This window comes from Paenarthrobacter sp. NPDC089307, from assembly GCF_040685055.1.
Lineage (GTDB): Bacteria > Actinomycetota > Actinomycetes > Actinomycetales > Micrococcaceae > Arthrobacter.
Window position 1 is genome coordinate 106,359 of sequence record NZ_JBFBHE010000005.1, and the last position, 16,395, is coordinate 122,753.

Genomic DNA, 16,395 nt, shown 5'->3' on the forward strand with positions numbered 1-16,395 from the left:
TATTAATCCTCCGGGTTTGGATACGCGACCACGTGGCAGAAACCGCCGGGCCGTTCGAACAATTTGACGAGTGTGCTGGGCAGGTTCTGGAACTGGCATTCGCTGGTCAGGAAGGTGTCGAACAGCGGGTCCTTGAGCTGGGCGGCCGCTTCCTGCAAGCGCTGCGCGTTGGTGCGCCGGTGCCTGCGGGGCAGGGCCACTGCGCCCACCTGGCTGGAACGGATGTTCAGCCTGCGGGCATGGAAATCCTCGCCAAGGGGCAGGGTAACTTCCTTGTCGGCGAACCAGGACAGCTCGATCACGTCCGAGTCATCACCCGCCAGTTGCAGGCTCAGCTTCAGGCCCTCGTTGGAGGCGGAGCAGTGGAAGACGATGTCGTTATCGTCTTTGGCGTCCTTTGGATCGGTGAATTCGATGCCCAGCTTTTCGGCGAGGTTTCGCTTTTCCGGGTCCGCGTCCACCAATTGCAGGCGACCCAGTGGATACTTCCGCAGCAGCGTCGCCAGGACGCCGCCCACCAGGCCACCACCGACGACGGCGACCCTGTCTCCCAGCCTCGGTCCGGCTTCCCAGATGGCGTTGATGGCTACTTCCACGATCCCCGTGAGCACGGCGCGGCGGGCGGGGACGTCTGCGGGAATGGGCGTCAGCTGGCTGGTGGGGACCACGTAGAAGTCCTGGTGCGGGTGGAGGCTGAAGATGGTCTTGCCGACCCATTCTTCCGGGCCTTGCTCGACGACGCCGACGCTCAGGTAGCCGTACTTGACCGGACCGGGGAACTCGCCTTCCTGGTGCGGGGCCTGCATGAGGTCCGCTACGCGCTCAGGCACCCGGCCCTCGTGGACCACGCGCTCGGTGCCCCGGCTGACACCGGAGTACAGGGTCCTGACCAGGGCTTCCTCTTCTTTTGGGTTCTCAATGGATTCGGGGCGCAGTTCACCATCGCCGGACTTTGTGACCCAGTAGGCGGTGGCTTGGTGCACGTGCTCGCGAGGAATAGTCATGATACTTACGAATCTAGCTGTGGGGCGCTTCGGATGGAAGTTGGCGCTGTTTGGCGGGTGCTTTGACTGGTTCTCCCCGGCGCTTCGCGCGGGCTCGTTTTGGGGAACCGGGTCCAACTCCGGTACCCTATTTCAGTTGGTGACGTGTCCGAGCGGCCGAAGGTGCAACACTCGAAATGTTGTTTGGTGTAAAAGCCAACGTGGGTTCAAATCCCACCGTCACCGCCAAGTAGAAGGCGTCTAGATCGTTGATAACACAGCGAACTAGGCGCCTTCGCTTTTTGTAATTCAGTCCTGTGAGCGCACTTTGTGCGCAACCTGTTGTGAAGCAGCGGCATCGAGCGCGACTGCGACAGCGTCGAGATCGTCTGGAAACAGGTCAGCGTACGTGTCCAGCGTCATCGTGGCGGACGTATGCCCAAGCATTGCCTGGACACTTTTCACGTTCGCGCCCGCTGAGATCGCGAGTGACGCGGCCGTGTGCCGGAGGTCGTGGACGGTCATTCGCTCAAGACCGGCGCGGAGTAGCGCGTTTGCGAACCATCTGTTGCTGGTCTGGCTGGCGCCTCCGCGCTTCATATACTTGCCATCGCTCCCAGGGAACAGCAGATCCTCGGGGTGCTTGCCCGCCATCTGGGCTACGAGTGCATCAGCCAGAAAAGCCGGGAACGGCACAGTGCGCTTCTTGTGTGTCTTGGGCGTGCCGAGCTCGATGTTGCCGCCGACTTCGACGGCGTTCAGAACCACGTTGAGGCGTCGACGCATGGGATTTACGTCCTTTACCCGGAATGCCGTGACCTCATCCCAGCGGAGGCCGGTATAGGCGAGGACTAGAACCAGGGTGCCGTGCTTTGCCTCGGCGGCGAGAAGGCATGGAAGCAGGTCCAGACGATCTCCAGTGCCTACGCAGAAATCCGGAGCGCGCAGAAGGTTCTCCCAACAGCCGTCCTCGACGAGGGCCAAGGATTCATCATCGCCACCGTCGGACACATCCGGAACTCGCTCGAACTCTCCGGGTATTGGGTCCTGAAGCGGAGCAGCAACACCGATCTCAGCGCAGCCCACGATCCCCTCGCCGCTGTCCAGAACTTCGACGCCTGGATTGGGGGAGGATCGGACCCCCGGTTCGCTTACACGACCGGGACGTACTCCGGTAGCCAGCAGTGGGAATACCTCGCATGGCTTGCCACGGAAGCAACCCCCTGGGTGCCAGCCGTCGAAGTGCTGACCGCCGCATTCGACGCAGCAAACACTGCCGTCAGCCGAGTCGACTACCGCTCGTTCAAGAATCAAGAGGAAGCACGCGACGAAAACTTCCACATCATCGGCGAAAAGCCGATTCTCGCCTACACATCATCATCAGCAAGTGCGAGCGTGCCCGCACGGAAACTGAAGCGTCCCAGCTTCGGACAGTCAGCAGCCCGAGCGATGGGGCGCTAAACCTCTATAAACCGCGATGCCCTGCACCCTCAAAAGGGATGCGGGGTTTCGTTGTGGATAGACGGCGGTAGCGAACGTGGTTGAATCAGGTCGTGATTCTCGCTTCCGTACTCCCGCCGGAAACAGCGGTCCCAGCTGGGGCTGACTTCCCTATCCCCGCCACCGTTGCGGCAGTCGTCTCTGTTGCCGTCTTCTGGCTTGGACAGGTGATTACCCGACGCAACGCCCGACAGGAAAGGCAACGACAGGTAATAGAATCCTGGTTCCGCACCCTGTCTAAGTGGGTAGATGAATTTGGAAGTAAAGACTCCAATCCCGATTATTCTCCCCATGCAATCACAAGTCGGCAGATCATCGAATTGAGTTTGACTAGGAGGAACCGGTTCCTCGCTTGGTGGATGCACGAGATGGCTCTGGCAGTCGTGGAACGCCGTAAGGAGTCAGGCAAGTCCTGGCAGGCCGGACGCAACAGCCTCCACGATCTTGAACGCTTATTGACGGAAGCAGGCGAACCCCTTCTAGCCTGGCACCACGGCAAATTGAGGAGTTCGGACTTCCACATCCCATACAAGCTCAGAGCCGAGGCGAGGGTACAAGGCAAAGATGTCGATGGATTTGCGAAAGAGCTTGGATTGCAAGCCTATGTCAGTCCGAAGAGAATGACGTATCGACGATCTTGGCAATACCAGCAACTGATTTTGAACCCAAAAACCGGCGGCCCGATTGTAGATACTCTGGAATATTTCACCGGCAGACGCCACGTGACGGTCGCGTATGCACTCCTAAAGATTTATCTCTTCTTCACTTGGCATCGACTCCCCATCGAGCGAGCAAAAGTGGTTCTAACACATGTGCGGGTAGGGCGAAGCGAGCGGAGGCTCGCAAAGAGCAACCACAGACTTTTGAAGGCAGAGGCAAGAGAGCTGAGAATCACCGGCAATTCAAGCGGCGATCGCGGTGAAGGGCACGTAGATGCTGCTACAGCCTCTGCAGACGACCAACAGACGCCATCACACGTCCCCGCGAATGAATGATCGTCGCGGCGTGGACAAACGCTAACAGAGCACGTTTCAGCCTCGTGTCTCCTTAGCGCTCCCTCTCCAGTTTGATTCCTAATGTCGCTGCATGGGATCGATTGCATTGGAGAAGCGTCGTCGGGTGTGCGGCGTCTTGTTGGGGAAGCGGGCAAGGTAGCTGTGTTCCGCCGAATGCCGGCGCTTAGGCAAGGCTTAGAACGGGCGCGCCAGGTACGAAGACAAGATCGGGCGACCTGTGAGATACGCCTAGGAGTACAAGCCTCGGCGGGTTCAACGAGACGCCTCTCTTGCTATCGCCCTCGACACTGGCTACAGCAGCAGGATTCTGTTTGCCGTACACAGATTGCAGAGCTTAGACCCAAGGGTTGCCTCCTGTGGACTCGGGATGACGCCAGGGGATTCGGCCGGTTTCGCTATCAGGGCAAGGATCTTCGGGTGCATCGTGTGGTCGCCAAGGCCCTTCGGGCAGCACGCCCGGCGTGGTCCTTCAGACCTGCGGTAACAAACTCTGCTGCGCACCCGCACATCTAGAGGCGAGATCATGATGTGCCAATTCTGCGGTCACCAACTGACCGGGACTCAGATCACGACCTATTCCAAACGGCCCTGGCTGCTCGCCGCGAAACGAATTCGTACCCGAGCACGGCTGGCGACCGACCCCGACAACCGGCCTGTGCGGCGACGCCGTGACGACGACAACGGACGGGGCTGGGAGCCCGCCCGAGCTTGACTACCTTGACCAAGACCCCGACCTCCCATCGAACAATTGCCTAAGGTGAGTGCAGACAAACGGCTTCAAAGGTTTCTGTTGGCCAAACGGGCCATACGGAATCAGCGTTTGAAGGAGCGGCCAGCTGAGGTCCTGTAAACCGACGCGGCGTTCCTCCACTTTGCCTCTGAGCCTAAGCATTGGCATGAGAGTAGGCCGGAACGGCCCGAGGCCATAGAACCGTCCACTGTTTAGGTCGTTGCTCGATTCAAGAATGAAATACGCGTGTTTGTGTTCCACCAGGCAACCGCGTCCCTTGGCCTACGCTTCGATGACTCCTGCTGATCCACCCCTGCGGCGTGAGCTGCCAGCGCTGCCGCCTCCATGTTCAGAAGGGCGGCTTTCAGCTTCACCGCTGCTTCTACGACCCCCATTGAACAAGCCAGCTTCATCCTCGCCTGGCTCAGCGCAGACACCCCTACCGAAAAGGTTTGGAGATCGGCCGCGCTGGCCGCCAGCCGGTCCGTGATTGCAAGAGATTCAGTCTTCGATACGAAATCCGAACAAATTTGCATCTTCTCGTTTCGGAGCCACTGGTTGTGCTCGTTGACACGTGAGAACCGGCTTCCGGCCCAGGTGCCTGCAAAAGCAGACAGACCAGTTAGAAGCACAGGTGCAAGCGGGTACTCGTTGAGGTTCATGCACGGATCGTAGCGTGGTGTAGCGACAATCCTGTCAGCCCACCGTGGTTGAATCAGTTGTACTTGCAACAAGATGGGGAAAAGATGCACCGCACGCGTAATGAGATTATCGAATCGCTGAAGACCTTCGTGGGCAACTGGTCCGGATATTCGGGAACGGAACGTGCCGGAGCCCAGACATTCGTCAACCAGCTTGTGCAGGCCTACACAGGCGTAGACGACCCCCGGACGCTCGACGCAAGCCACGAGTCACACCTGCCGTTGGATGAAGGCCAGAAGCATGGCTTCATCGATTTCTACTGGCCGGAGGTCGTTCTCGTTGAGATGAAGGGGCCGAAGGAGTCTGTACGTCTCGCAGAGCACCGACCCCAGATGCTCCGCTACTGGAAATACTGCGCCACCGATGAGGTAGCCGCTCCCCCATTCACGATCCTGTGTTCCTTCGACCGTTTCGAAGTGTGGGAGCCCGGCAGGTTCCCTAATGCGCCTAGGGACGTCTTCACCCTTGAACAGCTGCCCGACTTCGTAGACTCGCTGGCGTTCCTAATGGGACGCGCCAAGGTTCCTACGTACGGTGGACCCGGCCAGAAAATCACCGTTGGTGCCAGCGCGGACATGATTGGCCTATTCAACAGACTGTATGACCGCTTCCACGAACGCGAGGACTATGGATTGACGGATGACGACCTCCGTCGGTTCATCATCCAAGCAACATGGACGCTGTTCGCCGAGGACCTCGGCTTGATTCCAGCCAACCGTTTCGCCGACCTGCTCAGGGACCTGTCGGCGGATTCACGAGGAGCGAAGCAAAGAATTCCAGGGAGAGAGGTTCAGTCGTTCCTGGCAGCGATGAATTCTCCCAAGGCAATCGACCGCAGTGAGGGCATCCTTGCAGGGCTCCCCTACGTCAACGGGGGCTTGCTTGAATCCGTCCCCTACATCCCGCTGAACGGTTTTGACCTCGACCTCTTGGTGGAGGCGTCGAAGTACGACTGGCGTTACGTCAATCCGACCATTTTTGGCTCACTCTTTGAGGGATGCCTCGGCGATCGACGCCGCCAGTTCGGAGCGCACTACACGCACGAGCAAGACATCATGCAGATCGTTGAACCGACCATCCTGAAGCCTTGGCGTGAGCGGATCGACGGTACCGAGGACTACAAAAAGCTGGAGAAGTTGCTTCAAGAGCTCTGCCAATTCAAAGTTCTCGACCCCGCCTGTGGCTCGGGCAACTTCCTCTATGTTGCTTACCGGGAGATTCGTCGGCTTGAGCATTACCTCAAAGACCGTATCGACGACCTCAAGCATGCCAAGGGTAAACCTGTCTCAATGCACCTTGAGTTCTACCCAATTGAGAACCTTTACGGCATCGAGATTGAACCATTCGCAGTGCAGATTGCCCGGCTCACGATCTGGATGGGTCACGCTCAGATGGCACGGGAAATGAATGTTCAGGGGGACGACCCGCTGCCGCTGCACAACCTAGATACCATTGTTGAAGCAGACGCCCTGAAGGTCGATTGGCCAGCCGTAGACGCAATCATCGGCAACCCGCCCTTCATCGGAAGCCAACACATTCGGCGCCATAACGGGGACGACTACATCGATTTCCTGAAAAATGAGTTTAAGTGCGGCGTTGTTGACTTGTGCGCCTACTGGTTCCGACGGGCCAACGATCACATGAAAGATGACAGCCGAGCTGGCCTCATCGCCACTAACTCCGTCTCACAGAACAAGGCACGGAAAGCATCCCTGGAATACGTCGTAGCCAATGGTGGGACCATCACTGATGCCACTTCCACGCAGCCGTGGCCCGGAGAAGCTAATGTTCACGTCTCCATTGTTAACTGGGTCAAGAATCCGAAATCTGCCCCGCCTGAGCCGATACTCGACAAAGTCCCAACGCAAGCGATCACGTCCTCTCTGAAAGCCGGCTTGCTAAAGAAGGCCCCGGCCGAACTCCCAGGTAATGCCGGTCTCGCCTTTCAGGGATGCATTCCTGTCGGGAAGGGATTCATGATCAAGGAGGCGGAAGCCTCGATGCTCCTTAATTTGCCCGATGCTGTCTACTCAGACGTCGTGAAACGCCATCTCGGGAGCGATGACATAGCCAACAACCCCACACAAGTTCCCCATGGGTGGATTATCGATTTTGGCACTCGTGACCTTGAAGACTGCATGGCATATCCTGCCGCGCTGAATATCATTAGGGATCGCGTCAAACCCGTTCGCGACAAAAACCGACGACAAACTACGCGAGACCGCTGGTGGCGTCATGGCGAAGCTCGTCCCGCTATGCGGCAAGCAATCGAGGGCCTAAGCCGCTACATTTCTGTAGGTCGTCATGGAAAACGCTTGCTCTTTATTTGGGGAGACAAAGAATGGTGCCCCAGCGACGCGACCAATCTTATTGCCCTAGATGATGACTGGTCGTTCGGTGTGCTCACGTCGTCAATCCATGAAGCTTGGACAAGGGAACATGGGTCGACTCTTGAAGATCGGCTTCGGTATACACCTTCATCAACATTCGAGACCTTTCCGTTCCCCTCCCCTGGAAATTCGCTGCGGGACAAGATTGAGCAGGCCGCTCGCGACGTCGTGGACGAACGATCTAAAGCCTGCGCCAAACTCGTCGCTATGGGTAAGAAGCAAGCAGGCCTTACTGCGGCCTACAACGCTATGGACGAGGGAGCATTCGCCGACCTTCGGGCCGCGCACAAGCGCCTCGATGAAGCGGTATGCAAGTCGTACGGATGGCCCATGTCCGCTCTGGACGATCGGACAGAATTGGTCGACCGGCTGTACGAACTCAACGCCAAGATCGCCTTGGATCCCACCAGCTATGACCCGTTCAGCAAGGGAGGGCGAGACTGATGGGACGTTTTTCTGAGCGCCATGGCTACGTCGAACCTAGGACAGTAATCCAAACCGAGTATTTGGATGCTGAGACTCGAACAGCTGTGTGGAACGCAATATACGACCACAGCTTTCGGAGATACGCCTCCAACGGGTTCGGCCTAAGTGAAACTGACGAATTCGTCGTCGCCTACTGGATCGAATACCACGAACCCTTCGACGAGATTGCGCGGACGTATTCCAGGGACTTCGCCAGAACAGCTCAGGACATCGTTACCCATCGCGCCCTATACGAGGTCTTCGATTTCCTTGAGTTCTGCCTGGACAACATGGCCGACTCACTCAGCGAAGCTCTCAACGACACGTTCCAGAAATTCTTGGTTGGGTATCGCGTGGTCAACCGCCAGATCGTTCCGGTCACAGACGATCTGGAAGTAGACGCAATCGAGACTGCACTGTCTGATCTCGAACCTTTCAGCGGCGCGCAGAAGCACCTACAGAAGGCCCTGTCACTGCTTTCGCTTCGGCAGCAACCCCAATATGCCAACGTAGTCAAGGAGTCAATTAGCGCAGTCGAAGCCGTAGCCCGCCACCTGACGGGCGAAAAAACTCTGGGAGATGCTCTCAAGAAGTTGGATGCGAAGGGCGTACCAACGCACCGGGCCTTGGTCGACGGTTGGCTGAAGCTTTATGGGTACACCAGCGCCGAAGGGGGCATCCGGCACGGAAACATCGAACACGGCGAGGTAGACGAGGCGCTCGCTACCTATTTCCTCGTCACATGCTCTTCGATGGTCGGCTATCTGATCAAGAAGGCCGGAAGCACCGTGTAAGCGGTCCTTGGGACCGCTGAGCAAAGTCTCTTAACGTCATTTCGTCGAGCCGCGTGCCGTCGGGAACGCGCCGCCGAAGCCGCGAAGGCTGCGAAGGCATGACCCACGATCAATTGATCGCCGCGGCCGACTTCGTCCTCTCGTCGTTCGGCCCTGATGCCGACCTCGACATCGACGACGACGGCTCCGCATTTATCACGACACCGTATGCCAACTTTCAAGGCTTCTTCGACTTCGACCACGAAAGCGTCTCGCGCCTGACGCTCGTCCCGTAACTTCAACCCCCACCCCTTGACCCCGTTCATTTGATCGGGGTCTTTGGGCGGCAGCATGAGCATCGTTTCTACCAACAAGGCGATCGTGCATCGACGCGCTCACAGCTATCTGTCGCTGAGGCGTCCGCAAAGCGCTCCGTGACGATCCAACGATCGCGCTGTGTGTGAACGTGTCACTTCGCTAGTCCACCCGCTGACACGCTCACTGATGACCGATTGCATTGATGTCCTGCCGATGCCGCGTCCCCGCGACGCCATTACCTGTGCCGATGACGCGAACCCGTCTGCCCCGCTGCCAATGACGCATCCGCTGCCGCCGTTCTGACGCCGATGTCATTGCATCGGCGTCATCGTGCACGACGCGTGAACAATCGTCTGTCACGATGTCCGCCGCATCTGCCGCGTGCTGTCCACCGCCGCCTGTGACGATGCAACGACGTGACGACCCCGGGTCGCCCCCCTCCCCCGGGCAGCTAATTCCTCCCGGTGCGTTCGGGTGCTCAAATTATGTACGGGTTTGAGAAAATAGTACGTAAAGGCCCCGATTCGCCCTCTTTCGAGCCGAAGAACGGTCACCGACATAAGGGGTCACCCGCCCTCAGCGGTGTCTTCTTCCTCCGGTGGTTCCTCTGCTGACATCCGCAGCCCAAGCTCGTGCAAGTCAGCCATGTGCGCTTGCTGGAGGTCGTCCATCGTGGATGCCATGAATGCCTTCAGCTTCTTGTCTAACCGGCGAAGCGGGAACCATACGAACTTTCTTGGTTGGAATACCTTGGAGGCAAAGTCCAAGAGATCGGCTAAGTCTTCAAGGTAGTGGTCCTTAACCTCATCCATTTTTTTGAAGTAGGCCTGTCCTTTGCGGATCGCCGGGTACTGCTGGCCACGAAACTTGAGCACCAGCCCAATTACGAGGCTTGCGTACTCACGTCGTTTCTCCGAGAATCTGACACGTTTCCCAGCCCGCGCAATCTTGGCCGCCTTGTTGGCCCTCCTACCGATGTCGTCCAACAGCGTGTAGACCTTGGGAACATTCCCCTCAACACCTTGCAAGGCCAGGGCTTCGTACTTCGCCGCCAACCGAAGATCACCGGCCATTAGATGGAGGTGCTGGGCGAAGGTTTCAGATTCCTCGCTCGACGCTACCGCTGCCATCTTCCGAGACTCCAGTGAGGGCGCAAGAAACTTGCCAATGAGCCATGCTGCCGCCACAGCAACGGCCAGGGAAAGTCCCGGCCCCACCAAGATCTGTAAGTCCATGGCAGTACCGTAGCTGTTCGCTCCAACCACCCAACAATGCAATCAATCCCAATGTCTTGCTCGTCACTATTCATCCTGCTCACCACTCATCACACCTTCGGTGTTCGGGTGGTGTGGTGAGGTTTTGGGGCGCTGATTAGTGAGTAGTGGTGAGCAAATGGTGAGTGGCGAGTAAAGCCCTGTCCGGGTTACTCTCAGGGACTTTTCTCCTAACCACCGCCTCACCAATCGATTTGGTGAGCACTCAGAGGACGGGCGAGGGCTGTTTGGGCTCACGCCCCGTGAGCACAATACATCGTGATCAGCAGACATCTGGGGTGCTTAGGCAGCATCAAAATTCGCGAGTTTTCAACGATTCCGCTCTTCCGCCTATGCTTCTGCGAAGGTTCAAATCCCACCGTCACCGCCAATGAAAACCCCCGGGAAACCGGGGGTTTTCTGCATTCTCAGGAGCTTCCGGATGGCATTTCTGTTGCACATGTCGAGCGGGCGCGACGAGATGCCAGTGCGGGCGTATGGGGCCGCCCCGGACCCTGACCAGGGTCAGGCCGTGAGCTCAGCCCGGCGGAACCGCAATTCCCGCAGCGTCCCGTTCAACGGGGAGCCGGTGAAGGGCAACTCCTCCAGATGGATGGCCGACGCGGCTGCCAAGGCGACGGCATTGGCGGCAGCCGCCGCCCGCTGGGACAGTCCGATGGCAGCGGCGAACTCCTGCCAGTGCCTGGCCCTCAATGACTTGACCCTTCCATCAATACTGAGGGCCATCGTGTCGTCGCCGTAGAGCAACGTACACGGAATGTCATACATCGGGGCCACCACCCAGCCGCTCTGGGGGCGCGCCAGAACCGAAACGTTCTTCGCGTGGAGGTCGCCGTTGCCGGTAAGCCACGCGAACACGAACTGGAGGTATAGGTTCCGCACGGCCACCGGCCTGGCCTTACACAACCCGGCCAGGGCGAGGACGACGTCCTCGGATCTGACAGCGTACTTGGAAGCCGGCGGAAGGTTCATGACCTGGGCAGCGTCCTCGAGCGGCAGGCGGCGGATGTCGTCCTCGTCGTTCTGGATGCGGTCGAACCGCTCTACGAGGAGGCCCGGCAGACCTTGTCGGTCTCGGACCACAGTGTGAGCCGCGACGGGGATCTTCAGCGCTTTGGCCCCCGTCAGGTGCGCCGCCTCGTTGGCCACCAGATGCCGGTGGAGAGGCGGGTCCAGCTTGAGCAGGCACCGACGGCCCGCCAGCGCGAGCGGGGTGGTCAGCATTGACGCGCTGGCCTTGCTCTGAACACCCGGCAGTCCGTGCAGGTCCACAGTGTCGGCCAATGCGGCAAAGTCGAGGTCTTCGGGCCTGGAAGTGTCGGCGAGGGACGCGGGCTCAAGCGGCGGTTCCCCCGTCGGGACGATCTGGACATCGCCGGGAACGTCGGCGCCGACGGCCAGCAGCAGGCTGAGCTCGTCCGCCAGGCTCGTCTTCACGGCGTCTTTGAGCAGGGTCAGGCGATGGCCTTCGGGCAGGAGGCCAGCGAAAAAGGATGGCAGCCCGCCGTTCGGGGATTCGACCGGATCCTGCGTGAAAGGCAGTGAACTCGCAACGGGTCCGGCTCCGGAAGAGCGGTAACCAGCGACATAGCTGAAAACCACACTGCCGCGATGCGTGCGCTCCAGATTGCCGGCCAGTACCCCCGACTTGTAGACATCCGCGCTTCGGACGAACTTCAGCCGCGCCAGATCCTCAACCATCAATCGCACCCAGGCGCAAGCCAACAGCATTGGCAGCCGCAACAACCGTCAGGAGCGATGGGTTCCCTGTTCCGGTCTCGATGGCGTGGACAGTGCGTGCGGACGTACCAATAAGATCGGCGAGAGTGCTCTGCGTGATACCGGCGGCCTTCCGGGCACGCCTGATACTCACACCGATAGCTTTGACGTCATCCATGAATGGGGCCGCTTCTGAAATATTTTGCGGATCTGGCATCTTGCAGCTCCCACCTTGCCCGATTTAAGCAGAATACGCAACATATTTCAGAATCGGCATCTTTTCTGACCCGCATGCAGCCTTCTGGAGGGAAATCGGCAACATACTTCCGTTTTTCAACCCCGTAGTGGCACCCGCTGCAGCGCGGTACATTAATCACGGATGCCTAATGACACCCTCGGAGCCGCAAGTACGTCGGAGGCAACAATGGCCGGGTCAGCCAGCAAGACAGGCAAGAGCACCGATTACGAATTCGTCACTGTCTGGCGCGTGCCGGGGACGCGTGAGGAAGTGGTGGACGTCCTCGGGGATGCCGGGACGCTGAAGCAGTGGTGGCCGTCGGTCTACCTGACAGTTACGAAAGTATCCGCCGGCGGCCCCGACGGAGTGGGCGCTTCCTTCGATCTCCACACCAAGGGCTGGCTCCCCTACACCCTCAGATGGCGGCTCACTGTCACGGAACCGGTGACCCTGGACGGCTTCGCACTCACAGCCGTGGGCGACCTCAACGGCACGGGACGCTGGACCTTCGCAGCGGATGGCCCCGAAACAGTCATCACCTACGACTGGCGGGTCAGCACGGCCAAACCTCTTCTTCGCAGACTGAGTTGGCTCCTCAAACCAGCGTTCTCCGCCAACCACCACTGGGCCATGGCCCGAGGCGAGGAAAGCCTCAAACTTGAGCTCCGCCGTCGTAGGTCCACTACCGATCCGGCCCTGGTTCCGGCGCCCCCGGGGCCCACCTTCACTGCGCGGCGCAAAGCAACGCCCGAGCAAAACAGGTGACCTTCCTTCAGCTCGCCCTGATCTCGGCAGTGGCGCTCCTAGGACCACTGCTCGCCTTGCCCCGGAAATGGCATCTGCCGGTTGTCCTGGGCCAACTGCTGGCGGGCATCCTGATTGGCCGGTCGGGCCTTCATGCGGTGGACCCGGGGGATCCTGCGTTTACCCTGATGGCCGATGTCGGCTTCGCACTGATGATGTTCGTTGCCGGCACCCACGTCCCCGTGCGGGACAAAGCCATCCGGGCAGCCCTGGGCGGCGGTGCGGCCAGAGCTGGAGCGGCGGCGGTACTGGCCGTCGGGACAGGTTTGGGAATCGCTGCCGTTTTCGGGACAGGTCACGCACCCATTTACATCGTGTTGCTGGCCTCGTCCTCGGCCGCCCTGGTGCTGCCGATCGTGGACTCCTTAAGGCTCGGCGGCCCCAAGGTGCTGACCATGACGGCCCAGGTGGCGATAGCCGACATTGCCTGCATCGTGGCGCTCCCGCTGGCAGTCGATCCGCCCAACGCCGGCCGTGCGGCACTGGGCGCCGCCGTTGTGGCCGTCTGTGCCGTGGCGTTGTTCTTCGTGCTCCGGGCCTTGGAACGCAGTGGCATACGCGGCCGCGTGCACGACGTTTCCGAAGACAGGAAGTTCGCGCTCGAGCTACGGATCCAATTGACCTTGTTGTTTGCCTTGGCGGGGTTGGCGGTCCTCGGGCAAGTTTCAGTGATGCTGGCTGGCTTCTCTTTTGGCCTTGTCGTGGCAGCAGTGGGTGAACCGCGACGGCTTGCCCACCAGCTTTTCGCCGTGAGCGACGGTTTTCTGGGACCTGTCTTCTTCGTGTGGCTCGGTGCTTCCCTGAACCTGAATTACCTCGCATCGAACCCCCACGTGGTTCTCCTGGGCCTTTGCCTAGGTGCGGGCACTCTTTTGGTCCACGCCGCCATGCGTGTCCTCGGCCAGCCTCTGCCGCTGGCTGTCCTCTCGGCATCCCAACTGGGCGTTCCCGTGGCCGCCGTGACCATCGGCGAACAATTGCGCCTGCTTCAACCGGGCGAGGGAGCCGCCATGATTCTGGGGGCACTCATCACCATTGCAGCCGGCGCGATCGCGGGGCGGACTGCCGCGGCAACACAAGAAGCAGCAGGGGACCCATCCGCGGCCAACCCGGCACCGAACTCCCGGTAGAATCGAGTCGCCGACGAACAGCCAACGCAACGAGCCAACGCAACAAGAAAAGGGAGGACCCGTGCGCACTTCACAGCCCCGGATACCCTTCCACGCGTTGCGGTCCAGCGGCATCGCCCTGATCATCGTTGCTTTGGCGGCCGGTGCGCACGTCGTTGGCGGCGGGTTGCTGCCCATGGCGCCGGTCCTGTTTGCATTGCTTGCATTGACGGCGTTGGCCACCACGTTGGCAACCCGGTTCAAACTGAACGCTTTCACCATGGCAGCCCTCCTCGGCGCAGGGCAGCTCGCACTCCACGAGGCCTTCACTGCGCTCGGGCCCGTTGCCGCCGGCACCCAGGGAACGGCCCACCACCTCGGCAACGAGACGCTGAACCCGGCCCTGCACACAGTGACGGAACATACCCACGAACTTGGCTCCACAGTGGGCGTTCTGATGCTGGTTGCCCACATCGCGGCCACGCTTGGATCCGCCCTGGTCCTGGCCAAGGGCGAGGACGCCCTGTGGCAGCTTGCCGCTTGGCTGCGCCCGTTGGTTGCCCTGCCCACGCTGCTCTTCAGGCCCGACGCCGGCGCCTCACCTCTCGCCGCTGCCGCACCTGACGTCTTCATCCCCCGCCCCTGGCGGAACCTTAGGCAAGACAGCCGCCGCGGCCCGCCCGCCGTCGTCGTACTTCCCTAGTTCCGCCCGGCACCAACGCTGCAAAGCACCAACGCTGAACAGCGAGCAAAAGCCTTTTGCACGGTGACGGGCCCACAAACCCGTACCCAGCGCCGCCTCAGTTGGCGCACCCGAAAGGCAACCCCATGAAGAAGTCCTCGCTCCGTCGTACCCTCTCAGCCACCGCCGTTGCCGGTGGAACTGCAGCCCTGATGATGGCCGGGATCGCCGGCGCATCGGCCCACGTCTCGGTGGATCCGAACAAAACTGCGGCAAATTCCTATGCCCTGTTGACGTTCAGTGTTCCCCACGGCTGCGGCACGTCCGGAACCACCAAAGTCGCCATCAACCTTCCCGAAGAACTGACTGACGCGACCCCCACCGTGAACCCGAACTGGACCGTTGAAAAGGTCACCGAGAACCTGGCTGAACCCAAGAAGCTGGAGGACGGCACCTCCATCACGAAGCGGACCAGCCAGATCGTGTACACCGCAAAAGCCCCGCTGGATCCGCACATGCGCGATGCCCTGGTCCTTTCGGTGAAGCTGCCGGACGCCGCCGGCAAGACCATCTACTTCCCCACCTACCAGACCTGCGAAACGGGCAAGACCGATTGGATCGAGATCCCCAAGGACGGCCAGAGCGAGGACGACCTGAAGTCCCCCGCACCGGCCATCAACATCACTCCGGCGGCCGCAGCGGGTGACCACCACGGCGCATCAACAGAGTCCACGGAGCAGGCAGCAGCCGTAACCGACGACGGATCACAGGCCCGCAGCTGGGCTGGCCTGATCGCCGGCATCGCAGGCCTCGGTCTTGGTGGGGCAGCGTTCTTCCGCAGCCGTTCGGCCAAGCCGGCCGTGGCCAAGGCCGACACCAAGTAGGGCAGGGGGTTGGCGCCCGGAAGATCACGATCCGGGCGCCAATCCGCTCTGTAACCCGTGGCTGAATTGACTAGCGTCACAGCCGCAGCAAGGCTGGTGCCCATGTGGACTCAGCGCATCAAAACCGGTCTTGTGACGACGACGGCGGCCGCCTCGCTGCTGCTTCTGGCAGCTTGTGGACCAAGCCCCAGCCCGGCGGTATCGAGCAGTGCCCCGCCAACTTCCTCCACCCCCTCCGCATCCGCATCGTCACCCGCGCCTTCCGCGACGGCAACAACGACGCCGACGCCGACGCCGTCGCCTTCGGAGACAAGCACCACGTCCGCCCCACCCACAGCCGCAGCCCCCTGCAAGGCTTCGACGCTGACTGCGGCGACAGACTCGACCGGTGGCGGGGCAGCAGGCAGCATTTACGAGAAGTTGATCCTGACGAACTCCGGAACGGCCCCGTGCATTGTTGAGGGTTTCGCCGGTGTTTCCCTGACGGCGGACGCCAATGGCGAACCGATCGGCGAACCGGCCACGCGCGAATCCACCACTCCGGTCACCAAGATTGAGCTGGCTCCGGGCAAGTCGGCCTGGGCCGAAATCCGCTACACACAAGCCGGGAATTACGGTGACTGCACCAAGGTTCCGGCCGCCGGACTCCGCATCTACCCGCCCAACGACACAGCCTCGCTGTTCGTCGCTGAACAGCATGATGCGTGCAACAACGCAGGCATCAAGCTGCTGACCATCACTGCGTTCCAGGCTGTTTGACCAGTCCCCCACGGTTCCGGCTTATTCTGTCGGAGCCGTGGGGCATGAT

Annotated in this window: 16 protein-coding genes and 1 tRNA gene; 11 read left to right on the top strand and 6 right to left on the bottom strand. The window is 60.3% G+C overall.

The window, feature by feature from the left end; all coding sequences use genetic code 11:
• Positions 1 to 2: 2 nt before the first annotated feature.
• A complete protein-coding gene (locus tag AB0N72_RS13345; RefSeq protein ID WP_363930859.1) occupies positions 3 to 1,004 on the bottom strand; it encodes a zinc-binding alcohol dehydrogenase in 1,002 nt (333 codons plus the stop codon).
• Between the two features lie 138 nt (positions 1,005 to 1,142).
• Here AB0N72_RS13345 and AB0N72_RS13350 point away from each other — a divergent pair.
• A tRNA-Ser gene (locus tag AB0N72_RS13350) sits at positions 1,143 to 1,232 on the top strand.
• A gap of 60 nt (positions 1,233 to 1,292) precedes the next feature.
• Here AB0N72_RS13350 and AB0N72_RS13355 read toward each other — a convergent pair.
• Positions 1,293 to 1,967 carry a site-specific integrase gene (locus tag AB0N72_RS13355; RefSeq protein WP_363931235.1) on the bottom strand — a complete coding sequence of 225 codons (675 nt, stop codon included), beginning with the start codon at positions 1,965 to 1,967 and terminating at the stop codon, positions 1,293 to 1,295.
• Here AB0N72_RS13355 and AB0N72_RS13360 point away from each other — a divergent pair.
• Both AB0N72_RS13360 and AB0N72_RS13365 read left to right on the top strand, forming a co-directional pair.
• Positions 1,851 to 2,444 carry a hypothetical protein gene (locus AB0N72_RS13360; protein WP_363931251.1) on the top strand — a complete coding sequence of 198 codons (594 nt, stop codon included), beginning with the start codon at positions 1,851 to 1,853 and terminating at the stop codon, positions 2,442 to 2,444. The genes AB0N72_RS13355 and AB0N72_RS13360 overlap by 117 nt on opposite strands.
• Positions 2,445 to 2,536: 92 nt before the next feature.
• Positions 2,537 to 3,478, top strand: coding sequence for a hypothetical protein (locus AB0N72_RS13365; protein ID WP_363930860.1), 942 nt, complete (start codon positions 2,537 to 2,539; stop codon positions 3,476 to 3,478).
• A 963-nt stretch (positions 3,479 to 4,441) separates the two neighbouring features.
• Here the strand turns inward: AB0N72_RS13365 and AB0N72_RS13370 are convergent.
• Positions 4,442 to 4,891 carry a hypothetical protein gene (locus AB0N72_RS13370; protein WP_363930861.1) on the bottom strand — a complete coding sequence of 150 codons (450 nt, stop codon included), beginning with the start codon at positions 4,889 to 4,891 and terminating at the stop codon, positions 4,442 to 4,444.
• Positions 4,892 to 4,975: 84 nt separating this feature from the next.
• Between AB0N72_RS13370 and AB0N72_RS13375 the strand changes: the two genes are divergently transcribed.
• The 3 genes from AB0N72_RS13375 to AB0N72_RS13385 all read left to right on the top strand — a co-directional run bounded on the left by AB0N72_RS13375 (position 4,976) and on the right by AB0N72_RS13385 (position 8,855).
• Positions 4,976 to 7,765: a DNA methyltransferase gene (locus tag AB0N72_RS13375; RefSeq protein ID WP_363930862.1), complete on the top strand. Its 2,790-nt coding sequence runs from the start codon at positions 4,976 to 4,978 to the stop codon at positions 7,763 to 7,765.
• Positions 7,765 to 8,580: an AbiJ-NTD4 domain-containing protein gene (locus AB0N72_RS13380; protein ID WP_363930863.1), complete on the top strand. Its 816-nt coding sequence runs from the start codon at positions 7,765 to 7,767 to the stop codon at positions 8,578 to 8,580. The genes AB0N72_RS13375 and AB0N72_RS13380 overlap by 1 nt, the downstream gene beginning before the upstream one ends.
• 98 nt (positions 8,581 to 8,678) lie before the next feature.
• Positions 8,679 to 8,855 (top strand): hypothetical protein, encoded by a 177-nt coding sequence (locus AB0N72_RS13385; protein ID WP_363930864.1) that lies wholly within the window; start codon positions 8,679 to 8,681, stop codon positions 8,853 to 8,855.
• 588 nt (positions 8,856 to 9,443) lie between these two features.
• Here the strand turns inward: AB0N72_RS13385 and AB0N72_RS13390 are convergent.
• From AB0N72_RS13390 to AB0N72_RS13400, 3 genes are all read right to left on the bottom strand, one after another.
• On the bottom strand, positions 9,444 to 10,112 hold the full coding sequence (locus AB0N72_RS13390; RefSeq protein WP_363930865.1) for a hypothetical protein: 669 nt from the start codon (positions 10,110 to 10,112) through the stop codon (positions 9,444 to 9,446).
• Positions 10,113 to 10,655: 543 nt separating this feature from the next.
• Positions 10,656 to 11,852, bottom strand: coding sequence for a HipA domain-containing protein (locus AB0N72_RS13395; RefSeq protein ID WP_363930866.1), 1,197 nt, complete (start codon positions 11,850 to 11,852; stop codon positions 10,656 to 10,658).
• Complete coding sequence (locus tag AB0N72_RS13400) at positions 11,845 to 12,048, bottom strand: helix-turn-helix transcriptional regulator (protein WP_363931236.1); 204 nt, start codon at positions 12,046 to 12,048, stop codon at positions 11,845 to 11,847. Before AB0N72_RS13400 ends, AB0N72_RS13395 begins: the two co-directional genes overlap by 8 nt.
• 246 nt (positions 12,049 to 12,294) lie before the next feature.
• On the opposite strand from AB0N72_RS13400, the gene AB0N72_RS13405 reads away from it, so the two are divergent.
• From AB0N72_RS13405 to AB0N72_RS13425, 5 genes are all read left to right on the top strand, one after another.
• On the top strand, positions 12,295 to 12,873 hold the full coding sequence (locus tag AB0N72_RS13405) for an SRPBCC family protein (RefSeq protein WP_363931237.1): 579 nt from the start codon (positions 12,295 to 12,297) through the stop codon (positions 12,871 to 12,873).
• Entirely contained in the window at positions 12,870 to 14,042 is a 1,173-nt protein-coding gene (locus AB0N72_RS13410) for a cation:proton antiporter (RefSeq protein WP_363930867.1), read from the top strand. Before AB0N72_RS13405 ends, AB0N72_RS13410 begins: the two co-directional genes overlap by 4 nt.
• Before the next feature lie 61 nt (positions 14,043 to 14,103).
• Positions 14,104 to 14,724, top strand: coding sequence for a hypothetical protein (locus AB0N72_RS13415; RefSeq protein WP_363930868.1), 621 nt, complete (start codon positions 14,104 to 14,106; stop codon positions 14,722 to 14,724).
• Between the two features lie 125 nt (positions 14,725 to 14,849).
• Positions 14,850 to 15,587: a YcnI family protein gene (locus AB0N72_RS13420; RefSeq protein WP_363930869.1), complete on the top strand. Its 738-nt coding sequence runs from the start codon at positions 14,850 to 14,852 to the stop codon at positions 15,585 to 15,587.
• 102 nt (positions 15,588 to 15,689) lie between these two features.
• Positions 15,690 to 16,346, top strand: a complete 657-nt coding sequence (locus AB0N72_RS13425; RefSeq protein ID WP_363930870.1) for a DUF4232 domain-containing protein — start codon at positions 15,690 to 15,692, stop codon at positions 16,344 to 16,346.
• Positions 16,347 to 16,395 lie beyond the last annotated feature (49 nt).

Excerpts from the sequence above, each read along its gene's own strand:
- AB0N72_RS13385 (WP_363930864.1), top strand. The coding sequence starts at position 8,679 with ATGACCCACGATCAATTGATCGCCGCGGCCGACTTCGTCCTCTCGTCG.
- AB0N72_RS13345 (WP_363930859.1), bottom strand. The coding sequence starts at position 1,004 with ATGACTATTCCTCGCGAGCACGTGCACCAAGCCACCGCCTACTGGGTC.
- AB0N72_RS13395 (WP_363930866.1), bottom strand. The coding sequence starts at position 11,852 with ATGGTTGAGGATCTGGCGCGGCTGAAGTTCGTCCGAAGCGCGGATGTC.
- AB0N72_RS13420 (WP_363930869.1), top strand. The coding sequence starts at position 14,850 with ATGAAGAAGTCCTCGCTCCGTCGTACCCTCTCAGCCACCGCCGTTGCC.
- AB0N72_RS13425 (WP_363930870.1), top strand. The coding sequence starts at position 15,690 with ATGTGGACTCAGCGCATCAAAACCGGTCTTGTGACGACGACGGCGGCC.
- AB0N72_RS13400 (WP_363931236.1), bottom strand. The coding sequence starts at position 12,048 with ATGGATGACGTCAAAGCTATCGGTGTGAGTATCAGGCGTGCCCGGAAG.
- AB0N72_RS13375 (WP_363930862.1), top strand. The coding sequence starts at position 4,976 with ATGCACCGCACGCGTAATGAGATTATCGAATCGCTGAAGACCTTCGTG.
- AB0N72_RS13370 (WP_363930861.1), bottom strand. The coding sequence starts at position 4,891 with ATGAACCTCAACGAGTACCCGCTTGCACCTGTGCTTCTAACTGGTCTG.
- AB0N72_RS13405 (WP_363931237.1), top strand. The coding sequence starts at position 12,295 with ATGGCCGGGTCAGCCAGCAAGACAGGCAAGAGCACCGATTACGAATTC.
- AB0N72_RS13380 (WP_363930863.1), top strand. The coding sequence starts at position 7,765 with ATGGGACGTTTTTCTGAGCGCCATGGCTACGTCGAACCTAGGACAGTA.
- AB0N72_RS13390 (WP_363930865.1), bottom strand. The coding sequence starts at position 10,112 with ATGGACTTACAGATCTTGGTGGGGCCGGGACTTTCCCTGGCCGTTGCT.